The sequence below is a fragment of the Kitasatospora albolonga genome (genome assembly GCF_039535905.1).
GTDB lineage: Bacteria > Actinomycetota > Actinomycetes > Streptomycetales > Streptomycetaceae > Kitasatospora > Kitasatospora albolonga.
Genome location: NZ_BAAAYB010000028.1, coordinates 19490 through 41882, shown reverse-complemented (window position 1 = coordinate 41882; position 22393 = coordinate 19490). Strand labels below are relative to the sequence as shown.

The following is a 22393-nucleotide window of genomic DNA, read 5'->3' as shown; positions in this document are numbered from 1 at the left end:
TCCCGACACTCTGTCCCACCCACCCTACTCAGCCCCACCGCGCAGGCCTCCGGCCCACTCCGCCAGCAGCCCGAAGTGCGCCTCGCCGAGCCCGTGGCGGTGGTCCACCCACACCGTCAGCGCGGGCCCCGGATGGTGCGCCTCGATCCACTCGGCATCCCGCGGCTCCAGCTCGTCGTCCACCCAGGCGAACGGCCGTCCGGCGGCCCACTCGACGATCCGCCGGGTCTTCCAGTGCAACCCGTCGGGATCGCCGCTGTGCGCGGACGGCCAGTCCACGTACGGGAGTTCGGGCAGGCCGAGGAGCGGGGAGATCCAGGCGTTGGCCTCCCCCTGCCAACTGGTGCACCAGACCGGCCGGTAGGGCAGGGCGCGCAGCGCGGGGCCGTGCGCCGGGTTCAGCCGAACCGTCCGGGGCAGCCGCGCGGAGAGCGGACGGACCGGGTGCGGGGCGTAGCCTCCCGGACAGTGGTCCGGGTCGGCGGTGTAGGGGCTGAGCGGGCCGTCCACGTCGAGGAGGAGCAGGGGGAGGTCCGCAGCGGGGTCGGCCTTCCGTTCGACGGTCACGCCGTGCATCGTGACCGGCGGGTCCGCGCGGGTCAAACGAGTTGATCAGCCGCGGCGGCCGGGGATCCACCGTACGGGTGAGGGAGCGTCACCCCTGACGGCGAAGTCGGGCCGGGAGGGCCGGACTTCGGGGGGACGGGGGTGCGGCGGGCGGGATGATCGGGGGCGACCGCGAACCGCTTTCCGAGAGGCTGCTCTGATGATCCGTAAGGCCGCGACCGCCGTGACCGCCGCCACCCTGGCCGCGCTGGCCTTCGCTCCCGCCACCGCCCAGGCCGTGCAGGAGGAGAACGGGCTGCAGGGTGCGCTGGACACCTCCTGCGAGGAGGTCGGCAAGCTGGGCACCCAGCAGGGGTTGGCGATGGCGGCCTTCCTCACCCCGGACCTGCCGGGCGGCCGCGTGCTGGGCAACTGCACCGCGCACGCGATCTCCGAGGGCGACGGCCAGCTGGCCTCGCTGCTGAACTCCACCCCGATCCGCTCGGTCGACCTGCGCTGACCCCCGCGAGGCCGCTACGCCGCCGTCCAGGCCCGGGCGGCGGCGATCCGGGCCGTGGTGGTGGGGTGGGTGGCGAAGAGCAGGACGACCCAGCGCGGCGGGTCCACGTCGGCGACGTTGGTGACCGCGAGGCGGCGCTGCATGGCGATGAACTGCGCCGGGTCGCCGGTGAGTTCGAGGGCGTGCCGGTCGGCCCGGCTCTCGATCCGGCGGCTGGCGGCGCACTGGGCGGGCCCGGCCACGGCGGAGAGCAGTGCCCCGCAGGCGGCGAACAGGAAGAGCGAGCGCGGGTCGGCCGCCGAGTCGGCCCCGGCGGCCGTGAGCAGCGGCTGCCAGGAGGTCAGCAGGCCGAGCAGGACGACCGCGAGGGCTGCGCCGAGGGCGGCGAGGGTGGTGCCGGTGAGGACGTCCCGGTGCTTCACGTGGCCGAGCTCGTGCGCGACCACCAGCTCGGTCTCGCGCGGGTCGGCGGTGGCCAGCAGGGTGTCGTAGCAGACGATCCGCCGGGTGGCGCCGAAGCCGGAGACGTAGGCGTTGAGCGCGGTGGTGCGCCGGGAGGCGTCGGCGACCAGCACCTCGCGCACCCGGATGCCGTCCCGGCGCGCCAACTCCAGCAGCTCGGTGCGCAGTTCGCCCTCGGGCAGCGGGGTGAAGCGGTTGAACAGCGGCTCCACCAGCAGCGGGAAGAGGAAGGACAGCAGCACCACCAGCACGGCCGCCGCCCCGGCGGCGGGCAGCCACCAGCCGTCCGGGGAACGGTCGGTGAGGGCGTACAGGCCGTACCCGAGCGGGAGGCCGAGCAGCAGGCTCAGCGCCAGGCCGCGCAGTTGGTCGACCGCCCAGCCGCCCCAGCCCTGGGTGACCAGCCCGTACCCGCGGCGGACCTCCCGCAGCCGCGCCCCGAACGGGAGCCCGGCGAGCTGGGAGAGAAGCACCAGGGCCGCCACCCCGGCGAGCACCTCGGCGGTGCGCGAGCCCCCGAACAGGCCCCCGGCCCAGGAGACCAGCCCGGCCCCGGCGGGGGTCAGGCCGAGCACGAGCGGGAGCAGCAGACCGACCGCGCGGGCTCCGAGCGCCCAGGGCAGTTGGGCCCGGCGCAGGGCCCGGCCGCGGGCGAGCTGGTCGGGGGTGAAGTCGTCCATGCCGGCAAGGATGGCAGGGATGGCGGGGAACGGCGGAGACCCGCTCTCCCCCCGGGGGTGAGCGGGTCTCCGTGACACTCGGTCAGCCGTGGTGCGGCGTCGGCCGGATCAGACCTGGCCGGCCTTCTCCAGGGCCTCGCAGCAGGTGTTGATCAGGAGGCGGGTCACGACGTACGGGTCGACGTTGGCGTTCGGGCGACGGTCCTCGATGTAGCCCTTCTGGTCCACCTCGACCTGCCACGGGATGCGCACCGAGGCACCGCGGTCGGAGACGCCGTAGGAGTAGACGTTCCACGGGGCGGTCTCGTGCTTGCCGGTCAGGCGGGACTGGATGTCGTCGCCGTACTGGTTGACGTGCTCCAGGACGATCTCCTGCGAGGCGCCGAGCGACTCGCAGGCGGTGATGATGGCGTCGTAGCCCTCACGCATCGCCTTGGTGGAGAAGTTGGTGTGGGCACCCGCACCGTTCCAGTCACCACGGGCCGGCTTGGCGTCCAGGGTGGCGTCGATGCCGAACTCCTCGGCGGTGCGGTAGAGCAGGTAGCGGGCGATCCACATGTCGTCCGAGACGGTCAGCGCGTCGACGGGGCCGATCTGGAACTCCCACTGGCCGGGCATGACCTCGGCGTTGATGCCGCAGATCGCCAGACCGGCGTCCAGGCAGCGGTCCAGGTGCAGCTCGACGATCTCGCGGCCGAAGACCTCCTCGGCGCCGACACCGCAGTAGTAGCCGCCCTGCGGGGCCGGGTAGCCGCCCTCCGGGAAGCCGAGCGGACGGGAGCCCTTGAAGAAGGTGTACTCCTGCTCGATGCCGAAGATCGACTCCTGCGAGGCGTACTTCTCGGCGACCTCGCGCAGCGCGGCGCGGGTGTTGGACTCGTGGGCGTCGCCGTTGGTCTCCAGCACCTCGCAGAGGACGAGGATGTTGTCACCGCCGCGGATCGGGTCCTTGACGACCTTCACCGGGTCGAGCACGCGGTCCGAGGCGTGGCCCTCGGCCTGGTTGGTCGAGGAACCGTCGAAGCCCCAGGTCGGGATCTTGTCGGCGTTCGGCAGGACGCGAGTCTTGGAACGGAGCTTCGCGGTCGGCTTGGTGCCGTCGATCCAGATGTACTCGGCCTTGATCGCCATTGCGGTGAACCTCACTGCTTGGGTGGTGGGTGCCCGCGTAGCGTCGCAAGCCGCCGTTTCCCGGTTGTTCCTCCGATGTAACGCCCATGTGAACCAACCGTCCGCAGCGGCACCGGCACGGTCCGACAGTGTCAGGTCCGGAATGTGGGCCGACGATTCCGTCAGACGGGCACATTCCGGGACCTCAGTGCCTGCGGGCGTGCGCCCGGCGGCGGCGGGTGAGGCGGAGCGCGACCGCGCCGACCAGCAGCAGGGTGCCGGCGACGGCCACCGTCGTGCCGGTGCCGCTGCTGCCGGTGGCGGCCAGCTGCTCGCCGGACCGGGTGGGGCTCTGGCTCGCCACGGCCGGGACGGCGCGGTTGGCCCTGCTCGGCTCGGCGGAGGGCGAACCGCTCGGCGAGGCGCTCGCGGAGGGGCGCGGGGCGGGCTTCTCGCAGCTGACCGAGGCGACGGTGATCTTCCCGGTGACCTTGGCGACGTTCAGCTGGAGCGGGTTGAGGTCCAGCTCCACCTCCAGGGCGGAGGCCGCGGCGGTGCTGCTCGTGGTGGCGCGCTTGGAGAAGGTGACGTCCAGCTTGCCGACGCCGGGGACGTCCACCTTGGTCGGACCCTCGACCTTGAGGGTGACCGGCTTGCCCAGCACCGTGATCCTGGCCGGGGAGTCCACCTTGGCGGTGGGCGGCCCGTCCACCGGGCAGGTCGCCTCGGCGGTGAGCGCCTCGACCGCGAGCAGCGGGGCCCCGACCAGGCCGGGCACCCCGAGGTCGGCCTTGGTCAGCTGCACCCGCGCGGAGGCGCCGCTCCCGTCGGCCTTGGTGGTCGAACGCCCCACCTCGGCACGGACCAGCTCGACCGGGCGGCCCTGGTCCACGCCCGCCACGGTGGCGGTCAGGGCGGTGCCGTCCTTGCTGGCCGGGGACTGCACCTTGTTCAGCGAGATGTTCACCGGCACGGCGGCCGTCCGGCCCAGCACGCTGACGTCGAGGTCGAGTTCGGCCGTGACGGCGTTGGCCTTGCCGGGGCTCGGCTCGGCGGCGTGTGCGGCGGGCACCGTCAGGAAAGCGACGAGGGCGGTGGCGGCGGCGGTACGGAGAACAGTGCTGGGCACGGGCATGACGAACGAGACCCCTGTGGAGTTGGCCGGACTGGATGAGCCGCCCAGTCTGGTCCGAACAGTCCGTCACATCAGTAACACTGTCGGTTAGTTCACTCGTTGGGGTTGTTTACCGAGAAGATGCCGCCTACGGGAGGCGCCAGTCGACCGGGGTGGCGCCCTGGTCGGCGAGCATCTGGTTGGCGCGGCTGAAGGGGCGGGAGCCGAAGAAGCCGCGGTCGGCGGACATCGGGCTGGGGTGGGCCGACTCCACCGCGGGGACGGTGCCGAGGAGGGGGCGGAGGTTGCGGGCGTCGCGGCCCCAGAGGATGGCGACCAGCGGGCCGCCGCGGGCGACCAGGGCGCGGATGGCCTGCTCGGTGACCTCCTCCCAGCCCTTGCCGCGGTGGGCGGCGGGCTTGCCCGGGGCGGTGGTGAGGGCGCGGTTGAGGAGGAGGACGCCCTGCTGGGTCCACGGCGTCAGGTCGCCGTTGGCGGGCGGCGGGAAGCCGAGGTCGCGGCCGTACTCCTGGTAGATGTTGACCAGGCTGCCCGGGATCGGCCGCACGTGCGGCGCCACCGAGAAGCTCAGCCCCACCGCGTGCCCCGGCGTGGGGTACGGGTCCTGACCGACGATCAGGACCCGGACGGCGTCGAAGGGCTGCTGGAAGGCCCGCAGCACGTCCGGCCCGGCCGGCAGGTACGTCCGCCCGGCGGCGAGCTCGCCGCGCAGGAAGCCCCCCATCTCGGCGACCTTGCCGGCCACCGGCTCCAGCGCCCTGGCCCAGCCAGGTTCGACGATCTCGTTCAGCGGACGTGCACCCATACGGCCCAGCCTATCCGTACGGGCGGACAGCGCTCAGCGCACGATCCGCCCCCGCAGCACCACCAGCTGAGGGTCCGCCAGCACCCGGACGTCCGCGCGCGGGTCCTCCGCGTAGACCACCAGATCCGCGGGGGCGCCCTCGTCCAGGCCGGGGCGGCCGAGCCACTCCCGGGCTCCCCAGGTGGTGGCGGAGAGCGCCTCGACGGCGGTCAACCCGGCCTTGGTCAGCTCGGCCACCTCGTCGGCCACCAGCCCGTGCGCCAGCGAGCCGCCCGCGTCGGTGCCGACGTAGACCGGCACGCCCGCGTCGTGCGCGGCCGCCACGGTGTCGTAGCGGCGCTCGTGCAGCCGCCGCATGTGGGCCGACCAGGCGGGGAACTTGCTCTCGCCGCCGGCCGCGAGCTTGGGGAAGGTGGCGATGTTGACCAGGGTCGGCACGATGGCAACGCCGCGTTCGGCGAAGGCCGGGATCAACTCCTCGGTCAGGCCGGTGGCGTGCTCCACGCAGTCGATCCCGGCGGCCAGCAGGTCCGGCAGCGACTCGGCCGCGAAGCAGTGCGCGGTGACCCGCGCGCCCTCCTCGTGCGCCGCCGCGATCGCCTCCTTCAGCGCGTCCCCGGGCCAGCAGGCGGCCAGGTCGCCGCGGTCCCGGTCGATCCAGTCGCCGACCAGCTTGACCCAGCCGTCCCCGCGCCGGGCCTCGTCCCGGACGTAGGCGGCCAGGTCGCCTGGCTCGATCTCGTGGGCGTAGTTGCGGATGTAACGCCGCGTCCGGGCGATGTGGCGGCCGGCCCGGATGATCCTCGGCAGGTCCTCCCGGTCGTCGATCCACCGGGTGTCGGCGGCCGAACCGGCGTCCCGGATCAGCAGGGTGCCGGCGTCCCGGTCGGTGACGGCCTGGCGTTCGCTGGTCGCGGCGTCCACCGCGCCGTGCGCGTCCAGTCCGACGTGGCAGTGCGCGTCCACCAGGCCGGGCAGCACCCAGCCGCGCACCGTGCGGGCCTCGGCGGCGGGCCGCCGGTACGTCACCCGGCCGTCCACCACCCAGAGTTCGTCCCGGACGTCCTGCGGACCGACCAGCACCCGACCCTTGACGTGCAGCACCGCACCATCGCTCATGGGCGCACTCTACCGACGGGGAAACCCACTGCCGAGGGGACGAACAGGGCAGACTGTCCACGAAGCGCTCCCGACGAAAGGCCGTTCCGTGAGTCCCGCCAGCCCCGTCAGCCCCGCGAGCCCGTTCCTCGACCTGCCGCCGCTCGGCGCGGCCCGGTTCGCCGCGATCGAGGACCGGGTCGCGGCCCTGCTGCACACCCGGGCCGACGTGATCGTCATGCAGGGCGAGGCGCTGCTGCCGCTGGAGGCGGCCATCCGCGGCGCGGTGCGGCCGGGCTCCACCGCGCTGAACGTGGTCACCGGCCCGTACGGGCAGACCTTCGGCGGGTGGCTGCGCAGCTGCGGCGCCGAGGTCGTGGACCTGGCGGTGCCGTTCACCGGCGCGGTGACGGCCGCTCAGGTGGCCGAGGCGCTGACGGCCCGTCCGGAGATCGACTTCGTCTCGCTGGTGCACGCCGAGGCCGCCACCGGGAACACCAACCCGGTCGCCGAGATCGCCGAGGTGGTCCGGGACCACGGCGCGCTGCTGATGCTGGACGCCGTCGCCTCGGTGGCGGCCGAGCCGCTGTACACCGATGCCTGGGGCGTGGACCTCTGCGTGATCGGCGGCCAGAAGGCGATGGGCGGCCCGGCCGGGGTGTCCGCCGTCTCGGTCAGCGACCGGGCCTGGGAGCGGATCACCGCCAACCCGGCCGCGCCGCGCCGTTCCTACCTCTCGCTGCTGGACTGGAAGGAGCGCTGGACGGACGCCGGGCGCTCCGTACTGCCGCACGCCCCGGCCCAGTTGGAGATGCTCGCGCTGGAGGCCTGCCTGGACCGGATCGAGGCCGACACCCTGGACGCGACCGTCGCCCGGCACCGCGCCGCCGCCGCGGCCCTGCGGGCCGGCGTCCGCACCCTCGGCTCGCTCTCCCCCTACGTCGTGGATGACGCCGCCGCGGCCCCGGTCGCCACCACCCTCCTCACCCCGTTCAGCCTGGACGCCACCACCCTGGCCGCCGCCCTCGCCGCCCGCTCCCTCCCGGTCCAGTCCGGCGGCGGAGCCCTCGCCACCACCATGCTCCGGGTCAACCACTACGGCCCGCACGCCTCCCTGGAGACGGTGCTCTCCGTCCTGACCGCCCTCGCCGAACACGCCCCGGGCGACGAGGGCTTCCTGACGGCCGCCGAGAAGGCCTGGGCCGAGGCGATCGGCGACTGAGGGCGAGCGGTCAGGGACACTGGGCAACATACATGGATGTATGATACTTCGATGTATGTTGCCCTAGCCCGAGGTGCCACGTGTCCTTCTACGGCCGCAAGACCGTCCTTCGGCAGCTGACCGAGCACCTGGACGGCATCCGCCGGAACGGCCAGGGCCGGATGCTCGCCGTCCGTGGCCGGCGCCAGGTGGGCAAGTCCCGCCTCTTCACCCGGTTCGTGGAGGAGTCCGGACTCCCGTACCTCTACTTCACCGCGGTGAAGAACGCCGACCCCGCCACCCAGCTCCAGGTCCTGACCGCCGACCTGGAGACCTCGCGGACCAGGCTCCCGAACGCCGAGGCCCTGTTCGCCACACCCCCGTCCTCCTGGAGCGACGCCCTGGGCCGGATCGGACTGGCCGCCGCGGACCAGCCGGTGATCGTCGTCCTCGACGAGTTCCCCTGGGCCGCCGCCACCGACCCGACCCTGGAGGGGACGCTCCAGAACGCCTGGGACCGCCGGCTCGAACGGACCCCGGTCATGCTGGTGCTGATCGGCTCCGACGTCACCATGATGGAGCGGCTGACCGAGCACGACCGCCCGCTGTTCGGCCGGGCGCGGGATCTGGTGATCAAGCCGTTCGACCCGGCGGAGTGCGCCGAGGCGATGGGCGCGGGCCACGGTCCGACCGAGGCGTTCGACGCCCACCTGGTGACCGGCGGCTACCCCCGGCTGCTGCTGGAGTGCGCACGGGCGGGCGGCGCCGGGGAGTTCGTCCGGCAGGAGCTGCGGGACGAGAACAGCAGCCTGGTGATCACCGGTCAACGGACCCTCGACGCCGAGTTCCCGGAAGGACCGCAGGCCCGCCGCGTGCTCTCCGCGATGGGCGGCCACGAGGTGGGCGTCGCCGCCTTCTCCCAGATCGTCGGCCGCCTGCCGGAGTCGGCCGGCACCGCAGCGCAGACCGCGACCACCAGGGCACTCACCCAACTCATCGACCAGAAGGGCGTGGTGGTCGCCGACACCCCGGTCGGCGCTCCGCCGAAGGGCCGGCTCAAGAGGTACCGGATCGACGACCCCTACCTGCGGTTCTGGTTCAGGTTCGTCGAGCAGCAGGTCGCACAGATCACCCGCGGGCGGGCCGACATCGCGATCGGCGCGTTCGAGCGCGACTGGGCCACCTGGCGGGGGAAGGCGATCGAGCCCCTCGTCCACGAGGCCGTGCGACGGCTCGCCCCCGAACTGCCGGGCTTCGACGGCTCGGAGGAGATCGGTAGCTGGTGGACGCGCGACAACGTCCACGAGTACGACCTCGCGGCCCGCTCGCCGTCCACCGGCCTGGTGACCGCCGTCGGCTCGGTCAAGTGGCGGGAGCGGAAGCGCGTCAGCGCCGCCGAGCTGGGCCAGCTGGCCACCGCCCGGACGGTGGTCCCGGGGGCGGACGGGGCGCGGCTGGTCACCGTCTGTCCGGCCGGGCTCCACTCCGGGGTCCGCCCCGATCTCCACCTGGGCGCGGCCGAGCTGCTGGCGGCCTGGCAGGCGTGAGGGACGGTTTTCGGACAGCGTGGCGGATTGCGCACGGGTAACAAGTGACTGCACCCGACCCGCGACCAGGGAAGATCTGCGGCGAACTGACGGTCTATCAGAATATTTTACGGCCGGAACAGGTCTGACACGTTCACGTCGAGCCTGCGTAGCCTCTGCTGCACGGCGGTCCCCTCACCGCCACACCCCCACAGACCACAGGAGCAGCAGATGCGTCTTCCGGTCCGTTCCCTCTCCGCCACCTCCAGCCGGGTGCTCGGCGTCGCCGCGCTGGCGGGCCTGCTGACGGCGGGCCAGTTCGTCGTACCGGGTTCGTTCGGGGTGCTGGCCGCGCCGGGTGCCGCCGCGTGCAGCTCCGACTCCGGCGACGCGGCCGCGCGGGTGGCCAAGGGCGCGCCCTCGCACACGGCCGAGCCGAACGCGGTCACCGACGCGCAGGCCAAGGCGATGAACGCCGACCTGGACGCCCGGGTGGCGCACCTGAAGTCGAGCGTCAACGGGCAGAACCTGCTGGCGGGCAGCGGTGCGCTGGCCGCCACCACCATCCCGGTGTACTTCCACGTGGTGCACGCCGGGACCACCGGCAAGCTGAGCGCGACGGCGATCAACAACCAGATCGCGGTGCTGAACGCGGCCTACGGCGGCCAGGGTTCGGGCAACACCGCCACGCCGTTCAAGTTCCAGCTGGTCGCCACCGACTACACCGACAACTCGAGCTGGTACAACGGGATCACCCCGGGCTCGTCCGCCGAGAAGTCGATGAAGACCTCGCTGCGCAAGGGCGGCGCCAACGCGCTCAACCTCTACACCGCCAAGCTGGGCCAGTCCCTGCTGGGCTGGGCGACGTTCCCGAGCTCCTACAACTCGAACCCCAAGGACGACGGCGTGGTGATGCTGGACGCCTCGCTGCCGGGCGGCTCGGCCACCAACTACAACGAGGGCGACACCGCGACCCACGAGGTCGGCCACTGGCTGGGGCTCTACCACACCTTCCAGGGCGGCTGCAACGGCCAGGGCGACCAGGTCAGCGACACGCCGGCCGAGGCCAGCGCCGCGTTCGAGTGCCCGACCGGCCGCGACTCCTGCGCGGGCAAGCCGGGCCTGGACCCGATCAAGAACTTCATGGACTACACCTACGACTCCTGCATGACCCAGTTCACCCCGGGCCAGGTGACCCGGATGACCAACGCCTGGGCCTCGTACCGCGCCTGACCGGACACCGGGAGCCCCCGACCGCGACCCGCGGCCGGGGGCTCCCGCGTGTCGGCCGCCGTTCGCGGGCCGGACAGCTGCCGGACGTCTGGATCTCACCCGGGCCACTGAGAGTTGTCTGTACAACTTGACCCGGAGGGTGAGATGGAAACGTCCCTGTACTGGCTCCGCGACAACTGCCCCTGTGCCGAGTGCCGCGATCCGCGCACCGGCCAGAAGCTGTTCCAGATCAACGACCTGCCCGAGGAGTTGACGATCCGCAGGGAGGTGGAGGAGGACGGCCGGCACACCGTCGAGTGGTCCGACGGGCACCTGTCGGCGTACCCGTCCGGCTTCACCGCCGAGGGCACCCCCGGCGACGACGGCCGCACCGAGCAGGGCCGCCCGCTCTGGACCGCCGCCGACTTCGCGGCCGGGCCGCCGGAGGCGGAGTGGTCCGCCTACCTGGCCGATCCCGCCGAGCGGGCCGCCGTACTGGGAGCCGTGCGGCGGTTCGGCTTCGCGCTGCTGCGCGGGGTACCGCTGGTGGAGGGCCGGGTGCTGGCGGTGGCCCGCAGCTTCGGCCACGTCCGGGTGACCAACTACGGCGAGCTGTTCGACGTCCGGGTCGAGCCCGACCCGAACAACCTGGCCTTCACCAACGCGGCCATCGCCCCGCACACCGACAACCCCTACCGGGACCCGGTGCCCACCCTCCAGCTGCTGCACTGCCTGCGCAACGAGGCCGAGGGCGGCGACTCCGGCCTGGTGGACGGCTTCCGGGCCGCCGCCCTGCTGCGTGAGGAGCACCCGGAGGACTTCGCGGTGCTCACCCGCACCCCGGTGCCCTTCGTCTTCCGGGACCGGCGCACCGAGCTGCGCGCCGACCGGCCGCTGATCGAGACCGACGCGCTCGGCCGGATCCGCGAGGTGCGCTTCAACAACCGTTCGATCTCCACGCTGCGCGGGTTCTCCGTGCCGGAGCTGGACGCCTTCTACACCGCCTACCGCCGGTTCGCCGCGATCACCCTGCGGCCGGAGCTCCAACTGGAGTTCCGGCTCGGCCCCGGCGACTGCCTGGTCTTCGACAACACCCGCCTGCTGCACGCCCGGACGGCCTTCGAAGCGGACGGGGCCCGGCACCTCCAGGGCTGCTACGCCGACCTGGACTCACTGGCCTCCACCCTGGCCCTGCTGCACCGTCAGGAGGAGGCCCTGGACCGGATCGCCGGGCTGTTCGCCGGCGAGGGCGCCGGGGAGTACCTCGGCGAGGAGGTCACCATGGCCGAGCACATGCTCCAGGCGGGCGCGCTGGCCGAGGCGGCCGGGGCGCCCGACCACCTGGTGGCCGCCGCCCTGCTGCACGACGTCGGCCACTTCGGCGGCACCGGGCTGGAGCTGATGGAGGGCCGGGACAACCGCCACAGCTCCTCCGGCGCCGACTGGCTGGCCCAGTGGTTCGGCCCGGAGGTGACCGAGCCGGTCCGGCTGCACGTGGCCGCCAAGCGCTACCTGTGCACCGCCGAGCCCGGCTACCGCGAACGCCTCTCCCCCGCCTCGGAGTTCACCCTCCGGGTGCAGGGCGGTCCGATGACCGAGGAGCAGGCGGCCGCGTTCGCCGCCCGGCCGGGCGCGGTGGACGCGGTGACGGTGCGGCGCTGGGACGAGCAGGCCAAGGAGGCCGGAGCCGAGGTGCCCGGATTCGACCACTACCGCCCGCTGCTGGCCCGGCTGATGGGCTGACGAGGTGACGGGCTGACGGGCTGACGGAGAAACGCGCCGCGCCAGGGGCGCGGGGAACTGCGTGCGGCGGGAGGCACGGGCCCTGGTGCCGGGTACGGACCCGGCCGCTGCAGGTGAGCCTCCGCACCCGGCTGACGCCCGCTCAGCCGCCGGAGAGCAGCCGGCGGATCCGCTCGGCGGTGGCCGCGTCCCGGGCCGCCGTGAACGGCAGCGCGTTGCCGCCCGCCAGGCGGAACGGTTCGCCGCTCACGGTGGTCTGGGCGCCGCCGGCCTCGGTGACCAGCAGCAGGCCGGCCGCGTGGTCCCAGGCGTTCTCCCAGTCGTAGGCGGTCCCGTCGAACTCACCGCGGGCCAGTGCCAGGTACTCCAGCCCCGCCGAACCGGCGGAGGGCCGGATCCGCACCCCCGGCACCCGCAGGCCGAGCAGGGCCCGGCGCCGCTCCGGGGTGGTGTACTCGTGGTGCGAGGACGAGACCTCCAACTCGGCGCCGGGGACGGCGGATCCGGTGCTCAGCCGCTCCCCGTCCAGCCAGGCCCCGCCGCCGCGGACGGCGGTGGCGAACTGCTCCAGCGCCGGGGCGTGGGTCCAGGAGGCGAGGGTCTCGCCGCGGTGGGCGAGCGCCACCAGGGTGCAGAAGCCGGTCTTGCCGTGGACGAACGGGCGGGTGCCGTCCACCGGGTCGACGATCCAGACCGGGGCCTCGCCGGCCAGCGCGGCGTAGCGGGCGGGCTCGGCGTGCACGCCCTCCTCGCCGACCACCGCCGAGCCCGGCAGGATCGCGGTCAGGGCCCGGGTCAGGTACGCCTCGGCCTCCCGGTCGGCGGCGGTGACCAGGTCGTACGGGCCCTTCTTCTCGGACACCTCGCCGGGGGCCAGGTGCCGGAACCGGGGCATGATCTCGGTGGCGGCGGCCTCCCGGACCGCCTCCTCGACACGGGGGAGCAGGGCGGCGAGTACGCGTTCGTCGATCACGGGCCCATCAGACCACAGCGAGGGCGACCGGCGGACGAACTGCGGCCGACAAGGCGGAGGTCCGGGGCGTGAGGCCACTCACGGGAACCGCACCCACGAGGGTCGGTGGCAACTGCCGCGATCTGACCGGCGGGAGGTGGTTGCCCGCGCCCACGCGGCGGAGCCGCACATGTCACAGCCTCGCGCCCCTGGGTCGCTGCCCTGCCGTCGCGCCTCGGTCGTTCTGCCTCGGTCGTTCTGCCTCAGTCGTTCTGCCGGGTGTGCCGCGAAAGTGCGGAGGAGGCCAGCGAGTTGTGGATGCTGAAGGCCACCGTGCCCGGCAGGTAGCGGTCCTGGGACCACTCGACCGGGGTGCCGGTCGGGTCGGTGGTGCGGCGCTTCTCGCGCAGCAGGGGGGAGCCGCGGCGGCAGCCGAGGAGCCGGGCGTCGTCGGCGTTGGCGGCCACCACGTCGATGGTGTGGTCGGCGTCGGTGAAGAGGATGCCGTGCTCGCGCAGCGGCTCGGTGTGGGAGACCACGTCCGGCGGGAGCTGGGCGACCAACTCGCCGACCCGGGGCGGGTAGACGGTGCGCTCGACCATCACCGGCGTGCCGGAGAGGGTGCGCAGACGGAGCGTCACGTACACCTCGGTACCGGGCTCCAGCCGGAGCTGCTCGCGCTCCGCCGCGTCGGCCGGCCGGCGGGTGAAGGACTCCAGCCGGCCGCCGGGCTCCTCGCCCATGGAGCGGGCCCAGTGGGTGAAGGAGAGGAGCTCGGAGAAGCTCTGCACCCGGGCGGTGCCGAGCACCACCCGGCGGGTGCCGCGGCGGGAGGTGACCAGGCCGTCCGCGCGCAGCACGGAGAGGGCCTGCCGGACGGTGCCGCGCGAGACGCCGTACTGCTCGGCCAGGGCACCCTCGGCGGGCAGCCGGCCGGAGTCGCCGTACGAGCCGGAGGTGATCGCCTCCCGCAGGTCGGCGGCCACCTTGCGGTAGAGCGAGCCGGCCGTGCTGTCCTGGTCGAGTGCCACGTGCCTCAAAGTCCTTCCCCGCGTTGGGCCCTGGACCGTTGGAGCACGCCAGGACGTAGCCGACTGTAGCCGCTGTGGATCACCCCGCAGCGGGCCGTGGTCACCGTTCCCGCATCCGCCCCCTGTACTGGGCCATCCGTTCACCTTCCCGTCACCGTACTCGGGCGTACTTACCCCGGCAGCCAAGTTGGCTGGCCAACTTGGCGCAGCGTCAGCTACGCCCCCTCCTTCGCTCGTGAACTCCCCTTCCTCAGGAGATCCACCCGTGATCGTGCACCGCTCCCGTGCCGCCGCCCTCGCGGCCGTGCTCACCGCCGCCGCGCTCTCCCTGACCGCCTGCGGCTCGGCCGGCTCGACCGCCAAGTCCGGTGACACCGCTGCCAAGGGCGGCGCCACCAAGGAGGCCAAGGACGCCACCTCGGCCGCCGACTTCGGCGGCATGGACGCCCTCGTCGCCGCCGCCAAGAAGGAGGGGAAGCTGCACGTCATCACGCTCCCCCGCGACTGGGCGAACTACGGCAAGATCCTCGACGGTTTCAAGGCCAAGTACGGCATCGAGATCGAGGAGGAGAACCCGGACGGCTCCAGCCAGGACGAGATCAACGCGATCAACTCCCGCAAGGGCCAGGACCGTGCCCCCGACGTGGTCGACCTGGGCAGCGCCTTCGCGCTCCAGGCGGTCAAGGACGGCCTGCTCGCCCCCTACAAGGTCGCCACCTTCGACAAGGTGCCGGACAGCATGAAGGACGCCACCGGCGCCCGGGTGAACGACTACGGCGGCTACATCTCGATCGGCTGCGACGCCAAGAAGATCCCGACCTGCCCGAAGACCTTCGCCGACCTGCTCAAGCCGGAGTACAAGGGCAAGGTCGCCCTCAACGGCAACCCGACCAAGTCCGGCTCGGCCTTCGGTGGCGTCTACGCCGCCGCGCTGGCCAACGGCGGTTCGCTGGACAACATCCAGCCCGGCATCGACTTCTTCGGCAAGCTGAAGCAGTCCGGCAACTTCAACCCGGTCGAGTCGACCCCGGCCACCATCGAGAAGGGCGAGACCCCGATCTCGATCGACTGGTCGTACCTGAACGCCGGTTACACCGACAAGTTCAAGCCGAAGGGCATCGACTGGCAGGTCGCCATCCCGGTCGACGGCTCCTACGCCCAGTACTACAACCAGGCCGTCAACAAGTGGGCGCCGCACCCGGCCGCCGCGCGCCTGTGGCAGGAGTACCTGTTCAGCGCCGAGGGCCAGAACCTCTTCATGGGCGGCTACGCCACCCCCTCCACCTTCGAGGCCATGAAGAAGGACGGCTCGCTCGACGCCACCGCCGCTGCCAAGCTGCCGACCGTCGAGAAGCCCTTCACCACCTTCCCGACCCAGGACCAGATCACGGCGGCCAAGAAGGTCATCACCGAGAACTGGACCAAGGCGATCGCGGGCTGATCACCGAGATGACTACGGCTCCCACCCCGGTGCCGACCCCCGCCGCCACCGAGAACGGTGGCGGCGCGGGGGTCCTCACCGCCACAACCCCCGCCCCCCGCAAGCGCGTTGCCGGCCTCCGCCGGTTCGGCGGCAGCTGGCTGGCCACCGTGCCGCTGCTGCTGTTCTTCCTGGTCGCCTTCGGCCTGCCGGCCGTGGCGATCGTCAGCGGTGCCTTCACCGCCTCCAGCGACGCCGAGTCCGGTGCCGGTGCGTTCACCACCCTCAACCTCACCGACTCGGTGCAGGGCGCCTACTGGACCGCCCTGCTGAGCAGCCTCAAGCTCTCGGCGCTGACCGCCCTGCTGGGCACCCTGATCGGCCTGCCGATCGCCCAGGCGGTCGTCACCTCCCGGTTCCGCGCGCTGCGCGAGGCGGTGCTCACCGCCTCCGGCGTGCTGGCCAACTTCGGCGGCCTGCCGCTGGCCTTCGCCTTCGTCGCCACCCTCGGCAACGCCGGTGAGATCACCAAGCTGTTCAACCTGACCGACCACGGCTGGACGCTCTACTCGTTCACCGGCCTGACCATCGTGTACCTGTACTTCCTGGTGCCGCTGATGGTGCTCACCATCACCCCGGCGCTGGACGGCCTGCGGGTGCAGTGGCGGGAGGCCGCGCAGAACAACCGCGCCACCGCCCTGCAGTACTGGCGGCACGTCGCGCTGCCGATCCTGCTTCCCTCTCTGCTCGGCGGTTTCGTGCTGCTCTTCGGCAGCGCCTTCGCCGCGTACGCCACCGCCGCCGCGATGGTCGGCGCCACCGTGCCGCTGATCAGCCGTTCGATCGCCGACGCGCTCTCCGGCAACGTGCTGGTCGGCCAGGGCAACCTGGCGCTCGCGCTCAGCCTGGACATGATCCTGGTCGCCGTCCTGGTGATGGCCGTCTACCTGCCCCTCCAGCGCCGGAGTGCAAAGTGGCTCAGCTGATCTCTCGTCTCCGGGTCTGGCGCGGGCTGGTCCTGCTGGTCGCCGGGATCTACTTCCTGGTGCCGATGGCCGCCTCGCTCTGGTTCTCCATCGACACCAACGAGGGCATCGACTTCGCCGCCTACACCGGCCTGTTGAGCGCCCCCGGCTTCACCGAGAGCCTGGTGCTCACGCTGGAGCTGGCCGCCGTCACGGTGGTGCTGCTGCTGGTCCTGCTGGTGCCCGCGCTGATCGCCGTCCGGCTCGGCTCGCCCCGGCTCCGGCCGGTGCTCGAAGTGGTCTGCACCCTCCCGCTGGTGGTGCCGCCGGTCGCGCTGACCGCCGGTCTGATCGGCGTGCTGCGCTGGGGTCCCGACTACCTGATGGACACGCCGTTCTTCCAGACCTTCGTGTTCGTCCAGGACCCGAAGTTCCCGCTGGTGCTGGTCATCGCGTACGTGCTGATGTCGCTGCCGCTGGCGTACCGGGCGCTGGACGCCGGCCTGCGCGCGGTGGACGTGCGCACCCTGGTCGAGGCCGCCCGCAACTGCGGCGCCAGCTGGCCGCGCGCCGTGGTCACGGTCGTGCTGCCGAACCTGCGCGGGGCGCTGCTGAACGCCTCCTTCCTCACCCTGGCCCTGGTCCTGGGCGAGTTCACCGCCTCCTCGATCCTCGGCTACCAGCCCTTCGCGGTGTGGATCTACACCGTCGGCAACAGCGAGGGCCAGATGTCGGTCGCGGTCTCGATCCTGAGCCTGCTGATCACCTGGGTCCTGCTGCTCCTGCTCGCCTCCGCGGGCCGCGAGCGCCGGGCCAAGACCGCCGCCGCCTCCTGACACCACGTTGGAGACAACCCCCATGAGCACCGCCACCACCACGGCCTCCACCACCACGACCGGCGCCACCGTCGAGTTCCGCGGCCTGCGCCGCGCCTTCGGCCCCACCACCGCGTTGGACGGCCTGGACCTCACCATCAACCCGGGCGAGCTGCTCGCCCTGCTCGGCCCCTCGGGCTGCGGGAAGACCACCGCGCTGCGCATCCTGGCCGGCTTCGAGACCCACGACTCCGGCCAAGTGCTGGTGGACGGCCAGGACATCACCCAGGTGCCGGCGCACCGCCGCGACGCGGGCATGGTGTTCCAGTCCTACAGCCTGTTCCCGCACCTGACCGCCGCCGACAACGTGGCCTTCGGCCTGCGGATGCGCGGCACCGGCAAGGCCGAACGCCGCAACCGCGCCCAGGAGTTGCTGGAGCTGGTCGGCCTGCCGCAGCACGCCGGCCGCTACCCGCACCAGCTCTCCGGCGGCCAGCAGCAGCGCATCGCGCTGGCCCGTGCGCTGGCCCTGCAGCCGCGGGTGCTGCTGCTGGACGAGCCGCTCTCCGCGCTGGACGCCAAGGTCCGGCTCAACCTCCGGGACGAGATCCGGCGCCTGCAGCAGGAGTTGGGCATCACCACCCTGTTCGTCACGCACGACCAGGAGGAGGCGCTCTCGATGGCCGACCGGGTCGCCGTGCTGCGGGCCGGCCGGCTGGAGCAGTGCGCGGCGCCCGCCGAGCTGTACTCCCGCCCCGCCACCGCCTTCGTCGCGGAGTTCGTCGGCACCATGAGCCGCATCCCCTGCACCCGCGCGGGCTCCTCCGTGGAGCTGCTCGGCCGGACCTTCCCGGTGGACGGCGAGCTGCCCGCCGACGGTGAACTCGACGTCCTGGTGCGACCGGAGAACGTCGGCCTGGTCTCGAACGACGCGGGCGCGGCGGTCGTGGTCGGCGCCTCGTTCCTGGGCAGCGCGACCCGGATCACCGTACGGTTGTCCGACGGCACCGAGATCAAGGCCGACCTGCCGACGGAGGCCGCCGCAGGCCTGCCGGTCGGCGGCAACGCCGACGTCACGCTGCCCGACCGCCCGGTGCTGGTCGACCGCCGCACCGCCTAATCCGTCTCTGCCGAAGGTACCGCCATGCCTGCCCTCTCGACCGACAACTCATCCACCGACGACGGGAGTTCACCCCGGAGCGAGCCGCTGCCCCGCCCGGCCGCCGTGCTGTTCGACATGGACGGCACGCTGGTCGACACCGAGGAGCTCTGGTGGCAGGCCGCCGTCGAGTGCGCCGCCGGGCTCGGCCTCACCCTCACCGAGGACGACCTGCCGGAGGTGCTCGGCCAGGCCGTCGAGCACACCGCCGCGCACCTGCACCGCCGCGCCTCCGGCACCTCCGGCGGCACCGGCCTGGCCGAGCTGACGGCCCGTCTGGACGAGGCCTTCGCCTCCCGGGTGGCCGCCGAGGTGGTCCCCCGCCCCGGCGCGCTCGACCTGCTGGGCCGCCTGCGGGCGGCCGAGGTCCCGATGGCCCTGGTCTCGGCCTCGCCGCGCCGGGTGATCGACCTGGTGCTGGCCACCCTGGGCCGGGACTGGTTCCGCACCGTGCTGGCCGCCGAGGACACCCCGCGCACCAAGCCCGCCCCGGACCCGTACCTGGCCGCCGCCGCCCGCCTCGGCCTGGCCCCGGCCGCCTGCGTGGCGGTCGAGGACACCCCGACCGGCGTGGCCTCCGCCCACGCGGCGGGCTGCGCGGTGCTGGCCGTCCCCTCCGCCGTGCCGATCCAGGCCTCCGACCGGGTCACCGTGCTGGACAGCCTGGTGCACGCGGACCTGCCGCTGCTGGCCTCGCTCACCGCGGCCGCGCCGGGCGACCGCTGATGCCGTACGTGCTGCTCGCCCTGGCCATCATCAGCGAGGTGGCGGCCACCAGCTGCCTCAAACTGACCGAGGGCTTCAGCAGGTTCTGGCCGAGTCTGGGGGTGGGGATCGGCTACGTGCTCTCCTTCGCCCTGCTCGGGAAGGCCCTGAAGCACATACCGGTCTCGGTCGCCTACGCCGTCTGGTCCGGGGCCGGGACCGCCGCGGTCGCGGGCATCGGCGTGGTCGCCTTCGGCGAGCAGCTCGGGAAGGCCCAGTGGCTCGGCCTGGTGCTGATCATCGTCGGCGTGGTGGTGCTCAACCTGCGCGGCAGCCACTGACGGACGGCCCCTCAGGGTCGTTCAGGACCTGGGTCCCGGAGCCCGGTACCCCGTCGGTATGACGACGGGGCGCCGGGCTCCTTCCGCGTGCCGACGACCGGCCCGGGTGCGGGGTGGTGACCTGGAGGGACCGGGGGCGACCGTGCTCCCCGCACCGGAGGAGACCACCCGTGCCCCTGACCCCGCTGCGCCGCGCCGCCGTCGTCGTCACCGCCACGGCCGGCCTGGCCCTGCTCGCCTCCGCCGCGCCCGCGCCGGCCCTTGCACCCCGACCCTCCGCCCCTTCGCTCCAGCGGCAGTTGGACGCCCTGGTCGGCGACCTGGGCGTGCCCGGGGCGCTGGCGGTCGCCCGGGACCGGAGCGGCCGGACCGAGAGCCGCACGGCCGGGGTGGGCGACCTGGCCACCGGCGCGCCGGTGCCGGCGGACGGTGCGATCCGGGTCGGCAGCAACACCAAGACCTTCGTCGCCGTCGCGGTGCTCCAACTCGTCGGCGAGCGCCGGATCGAGCTGGACCGCGACCTCGACCACTACCTCCCGGGCCTGGTCCGCGGCCCGGGCGGCGACGGGCGTCGGATCACGGTGCGCCGGCTGCTCCAGCAGACCAGCGGCCTGCCCAACTACAGCGCCCACCTGCCCGACGAGATCCGCCACTACGAGCCGGGCGAGCTGCTCGCGCTCGCGCTCGCCCACCCGGCCACCTCCGAGCCCGAGGAGCGCAGGTGGGCGTACAGCAACACCAACTACCTGCTGGCCGGCCTGGTGGTGGAGAAGGTGACGGGCCGGCCGCTGGCCGCGGAGCTGGACCGACGGATCATCCGCCCGCTCGGCCTGCGCCGCACCCACTTCCCCGCCCCCGGCGAGCTGACCATCGAGGGCCCGCACCCCAGGGGCTACTACCGGGAGTCGGCGGGCGAGCCCTTCGCCGACGTCACCGACATCGACCACTCCTGGGCCTGGGCGGCCGGCCAGCTGGTCTCCACCCCGTCCGAGCTGGACCGGTTCTTCTCCGCCCTGCTCAGGGGCGAACTCCTCGGTCCCCGCCAGCTGGAGGAGATGCGCACCTCCACCTCCGACGCCGCCGCCGTCTTCGGCCCGGGCGCCCGGTACGGCCTCGGCCTGGTCAGCCGGCCGCTCTCCTGCGGCGGCGTCTACTGGGGTCACGGCGGCAGCATCCCCGGCTACGAGAGCCGGGTCGGCGTCACCGAGCACGGGCGGCGGGCGGCCAGCGTCGCGGTGAACGAACAGCGGGGCGACGCCGGGCGCTCGCGGTTGGATGGCGTAGTGGACGCCGTACTGTGCGCGTACCCCCGCTGAGGTATTTCAACTCACTCTGCTTGTACGGGAACTGACGGTACGTCACCCTCGGGGAACGGGGTGCCGGGGGCACGGAGCCCCCGGCCGGACGAGGGGGGTTCGGATGTACGGACGGGTTCAGGCCTGCCGGTCGGCGGCGGCCGCGCTGCTGCTGGTGGGCGTCGTGGCGGGCGGTTCGCCCGCCCTGGCGGCCGAGCGGGAGGGCGTGGTCCGGCACGCCGGGGCGGCCGACGCGGTGCCGGGAAGCTACCTGGTGGTGCTCAAGGAGACGGCGTCCCGGGGGACTTCGGCCCCGGCGCTGGCCTCCCGCTACGGCGGGCAGGTGAAGCGGAGCTTCGACTCCGCGCTGCACGGCTTCTCGGCGCGGCTGACCGACCGTCAGGCCCGCCGCCTGGCGGCCGACCCGGCGGTGGCGAGCGTGGCCCAGGACCGGCGGGTGAAGCTGGACGCCACCCAGAACGAGCCGCCGTCCTGGGGGCTGGACCGGATCGACCGGCACCGGCGGCCGCTCGACAACCGCTACGTCTCGCCGGACACGGGCGGGCGCGGGGTGACGGTGTACGTGGTCGACACGGGGGTGAACATCGAGCACCAGGACTTCGGGGGGCGGGCCCGGTACGGCTTCAACGCGATTGACGGCTCGGCGGTGGCCGACGACGGCAACGGCCACGGGACCCACGTCGCGGGCACCGCGGCGGGCAGCACCTACGGGGTGGCCAAGCAGGCCTCGGTGGTCGCGGTCCAGGTCCTCGACGGGAACGGCGAGGGGACGTACGAGCAGGTGATCGCGGGCGTCGACTGGGTGACCCGCAACGCGGTCAAGCCCGCCGTGGTGAACATGAGCCTCGGCGGCGACCCCGACGAGACGCTGGACGCCGCCGTCCGCGCCTCCATCGCCTCCGGGCTGACCTACACCGTCGCGGCGGGCAACCAGGGCATCGACGCCGCCGAGCACTCCCCCGCCCGGGTCTCCACCGCGATCACCGTCGGGGCGAGCGACATCGACGACCGGGCGGCCTGGTACTCCAACCACGGCCCGCTGGTGGACCTCTACGCCCCGGGCGACGAGATCGTCTCGGCCTCCGACGGCTACGACGAGGCCGAGGCGACGCTCTCCGGCACCTCGATGGCCGCCCCGCACGTGGCGGGCGCCGCCGCCCTCCACCTGGCCGGCCACCGCACCGCCACTCCCGCCCAGGTGGCCGCCGCCCTCACCTCCACGGCGACCTCCGGCTCCCTGCGCGACCTGGAGGAGGGCACGCCCGACCGCCTGCTCTACCTCGGCCCGCCCGCCACCACCGGCCCCCACCCCCGCTTCGCCAACCCGGCCGTCCGGCCGATCCCCGACCCGGGCGTCCTCGACTCCACCATCACCGTGACCGGCGTCCCGGGCCGGGCCCCCACCGAGCTGGACGTCGAACTCGACGTCACCCACGACTTCATGGGCGACCTCCTGATCGACCTGATCGCCCCGGACGGCACCCCCTACCGCCTCAAGGACGGCGACTTCGCCTGGGGCGACGACGCCATCCGGACCACCCTCGGCGCCGACGTCTCCTCCGAGACCGCCAACGGCGTCTGGACCCTGCGGATCACCGACCCGTGGGAGTACCTCGAAGGACAGTTGAACGGCTGGGCGCTGAAGTTCTGA

Annotated in this window: 21 protein-coding genes; 13 read left to right on the top strand and 8 right to left on the bottom strand. The window is 73.2% G+C overall.

Annotated elements, in window-relative coordinates:
• Positions 1 to 24: 24 nt before the first annotated feature.
• Complete coding sequence (locus tag ABD946_RS07205; protein WP_345281225.1) at positions 25 to 567, bottom strand: hypothetical protein; 543 nt, start codon at positions 565 to 567, stop codon at positions 25 to 27.
• 199 nt (positions 568 to 766) lie between these two features.
• Between ABD946_RS07205 and ABD946_RS07200 the strand changes: the two genes are divergently transcribed.
• The gene (locus ABD946_RS07200; protein WP_345281223.1) at positions 767 to 1066 is read left to right on the top strand and encodes a hypothetical protein; all 300 of its coding nucleotides are present in this window, start codon (positions 767 to 769) and stop codon (positions 1064 to 1066) included.
• Positions 1067 to 1080: 14 nt separating this feature from the next.
• Here the strand turns inward: ABD946_RS07200 and ABD946_RS07195 are convergent, their stop codons facing one another.
• From ABD946_RS07195 to ABD946_RS07175, 5 genes are all read right to left on the bottom strand, one after another.
• Positions 1081 to 2208: a M48 family metalloprotease gene (locus ABD946_RS07195; RefSeq protein WP_345281222.1), complete on the bottom strand. Its 1128-nt coding sequence runs from the start codon at positions 2206 to 2208 to the stop codon at positions 1081 to 1083.
• A gap of 108 nt (positions 2209 to 2316) precedes the next feature.
• A complete protein-coding gene (gene glnII / locus ABD946_RS07190; RefSeq protein WP_345281242.1) occupies positions 2317 to 3339 on the bottom strand; it encodes a glutamine synthetase GlnII in 1023 nt (340 codons plus the stop codon).
• 184 nt (positions 3340 to 3523) lie between these two features.
• Positions 3524 to 4447 carry an SCO1860 family LAETG-anchored protein gene (locus ABD946_RS07185; protein WP_345281220.1) on the bottom strand — a complete coding sequence of 308 codons (924 nt, stop codon included), beginning with the start codon at positions 4445 to 4447 and terminating at the stop codon, positions 3524 to 3526.
• Between the two features lie 133 nt (positions 4448 to 4580).
• On the bottom strand, positions 4581 to 5258 hold the full coding sequence (locus ABD946_RS07180) for a uracil-DNA glycosylase (RefSeq protein WP_345281219.1): 678 nt from the start codon (positions 5256 to 5258) through the stop codon (positions 4581 to 4583).
• Between the two features lie 33 nt (positions 5259 to 5291).
• Positions 5292 to 6377, bottom strand: a complete 1086-nt coding sequence (locus ABD946_RS07175; RefSeq protein ID WP_345281217.1) for an amidohydrolase family protein — start codon at positions 6375 to 6377, stop codon at positions 5292 to 5294.
• Positions 6378 to 6465: 88 nt separating this feature from the next.
• Between ABD946_RS07175 and ABD946_RS07170 the strand changes: the two genes are divergently transcribed.
• The 4 genes from ABD946_RS07170 (at position 6466) to tmpA (ending at position 12038) form a co-directional block, all read left to right on the top strand.
• A complete protein-coding gene (locus ABD946_RS07170; protein ID WP_345281215.1) occupies positions 6466 to 7578 on the top strand; it encodes a pyridoxal-phosphate-dependent aminotransferase family protein in 1113 nt (370 codons plus the stop codon).
• A gap of 80 nt (positions 7579 to 7658) precedes the next feature.
• The gene (locus ABD946_RS07165; RefSeq protein ID WP_345281212.1) at positions 7659 to 9104 is read left to right on the top strand and encodes an ATP-binding protein; all 1446 of its coding nucleotides are present in this window, start codon (positions 7659 to 7661) and stop codon (positions 9102 to 9104) included.
• Positions 9105 to 9314: 210 nt separating this feature from the next.
• On the top strand, positions 9315 to 10316 hold the full coding sequence (locus ABD946_RS07160) for a zinc metalloprotease (RefSeq protein ID WP_345281210.1): 1002 nt from the start codon (positions 9315 to 9317) through the stop codon (positions 10314 to 10316).
• Positions 10317 to 10430: 114 nt separating this feature from the next.
• Positions 10431 to 12038 (top strand): 2-trimethylaminoethylphosphonate dioxygenase, encoded by a 1608-nt coding sequence (gene tmpA / locus ABD946_RS07155; RefSeq protein WP_345281209.1) that lies wholly within the window; start codon positions 10431 to 10433, stop codon positions 12036 to 12038.
• Between the two features lie 142 nt (positions 12039 to 12180).
• Here the strand turns inward: tmpA and ABD946_RS07150 are convergent, their stop codons facing one another.
• Both ABD946_RS07150 and ABD946_RS07145 read right to left on the bottom strand, forming a co-directional pair.
• Positions 12181 to 13011, bottom strand: coding sequence for an inositol monophosphatase family protein (locus ABD946_RS07150; protein ID WP_345281207.1), 831 nt, complete (start codon positions 13009 to 13011; stop codon positions 12181 to 12183).
• 242 nt (positions 13012 to 13253) lie between these two features.
• A complete protein-coding gene (locus ABD946_RS07145; RefSeq protein ID WP_345281205.1) occupies positions 13254 to 14021 on the bottom strand; it encodes a GntR family transcriptional regulator in 768 nt (255 codons plus the stop codon).
• A 265-nt stretch (positions 14022 to 14286) separates the two neighbouring features.
• Between ABD946_RS07145 and ABD946_RS07140 the strand changes: the two genes are divergently transcribed.
• The 8 genes from ABD946_RS07140 (at position 14287) to ABD946_RS07105 (ending at position 22393) form a co-directional block, all read left to right on the top strand.
• Positions 14287 to 15462 carry an ABC transporter substrate-binding protein gene (locus ABD946_RS07140; RefSeq protein ID WP_345281203.1) on the top strand — a complete coding sequence of 392 codons (1176 nt, stop codon included), beginning with the start codon at positions 14287 to 14289 and terminating at the stop codon, positions 15460 to 15462.
• 8 nt (positions 15463 to 15470) lie between these two features.
• A complete protein-coding gene (locus ABD946_RS07135; RefSeq protein WP_345281201.1) occupies positions 15471 to 16427 on the top strand; it encodes an ABC transporter permease in 957 nt (318 codons plus the stop codon).
• Entirely contained in the window at positions 16427 to 17242 is an 816-nt protein-coding gene (locus ABD946_RS07130) for an ABC transporter permease (RefSeq protein ID WP_345281240.1), read from the top strand. The genes ABD946_RS07135 and ABD946_RS07130 overlap by 1 nt, the downstream gene beginning before the upstream one ends.
• A gap of 22 nt (positions 17243 to 17264) precedes the next feature.
• Complete coding sequence (locus ABD946_RS07125) at positions 17265 to 18341, top strand: ABC transporter ATP-binding protein (protein ID WP_345281199.1); 1077 nt, start codon at positions 17265 to 17267, stop codon at positions 18339 to 18341.
• 24 nt (positions 18342 to 18365) lie between these two features.
• Positions 18366 to 19106, top strand: coding sequence for an HAD family hydrolase (locus ABD946_RS07120; protein WP_345281197.1), 741 nt, complete (start codon positions 18366 to 18368; stop codon positions 19104 to 19106).
• Positions 19106 to 19426: a DMT family transporter gene (locus ABD946_RS07115; protein WP_345281195.1), complete on the top strand. Its 321-nt coding sequence runs from the start codon at positions 19106 to 19108 to the stop codon at positions 19424 to 19426. Before ABD946_RS07120 ends, ABD946_RS07115 begins: the two co-directional genes overlap by 1 nt.
• A 170-nt stretch (positions 19427 to 19596) precedes the next feature.
• Positions 19597 to 20742 carry a serine hydrolase domain-containing protein gene (locus tag ABD946_RS07110; protein ID WP_345281193.1) on the top strand — a complete coding sequence of 382 codons (1146 nt, stop codon included), beginning with the start codon at positions 19597 to 19599 and terminating at the stop codon, positions 20740 to 20742.
• Positions 20743 to 20845: 103 nt separating this feature from the next.
• The gene (locus ABD946_RS07105; protein WP_345281191.1) at positions 20846 to 22393 is read left to right on the top strand and encodes a S8 family peptidase; all 1548 of its coding nucleotides are present in this window, start codon (positions 20846 to 20848) and stop codon (positions 22391 to 22393) included.

Coding starts and splice junctions, on each gene's coding strand:
- ABD946_RS07200 (WP_345281223.1), top strand. CDS start 767: ATGATCCGTAAGGCCGCGACCGCCGTGACCGCCGCCACCCTGGCCGCG.
- ABD946_RS07195 (WP_345281222.1), bottom strand. CDS start 2,208: ATGGACGACTTCACCCCCGACCAGCTCGCCCGCGGCCGGGCCCTGCGC.
- glnII (WP_345281242.1), bottom strand. CDS start 3,339: ATGGCGATCAAGGCCGAGTACATCTGGATCGACGGCACCAAGCCGACC.
- ABD946_RS07180 (WP_345281219.1), bottom strand. CDS start 5,258: ATGGGTGCACGTCCGCTGAACGAGATCGTCGAACCTGGCTGGGCCAGG.
- ABD946_RS07175 (WP_345281217.1), bottom strand. CDS start 6,377: ATGAGCGATGGTGCGGTGCTGCACGTCAAGGGTCGGGTGCTGGTCGGT.
- ABD946_RS07160 (WP_345281210.1), top strand. CDS start 9,315: ATGCGTCTTCCGGTCCGTTCCCTCTCCGCCACCTCCAGCCGGGTGCTC.
- ABD946_RS07135 (WP_345281201.1), top strand. CDS start 15,471: ATGACTACGGCTCCCACCCCGGTGCCGACCCCCGCCGCCACCGAGAAC.
- ABD946_RS07125 (WP_345281199.1), top strand. CDS start 17,265: ATGAGCACCGCCACCACCACGGCCTCCACCACCACGACCGGCGCCACC.
- ABD946_RS07120 (WP_345281197.1), top strand. CDS start 18,366: ATGCCTGCCCTCTCGACCGACAACTCATCCACCGACGACGGGAGTTCA.
- ABD946_RS07115 (WP_345281195.1), top strand. CDS start 19,106: ATGCCGTACGTGCTGCTCGCCCTGGCCATCATCAGCGAGGTGGCGGCC.
- ABD946_RS07105 (WP_345281191.1), top strand. CDS start 20,846: ATGTACGGACGGGTTCAGGCCTGCCGGTCGGCGGCGGCCGCGCTGCTG.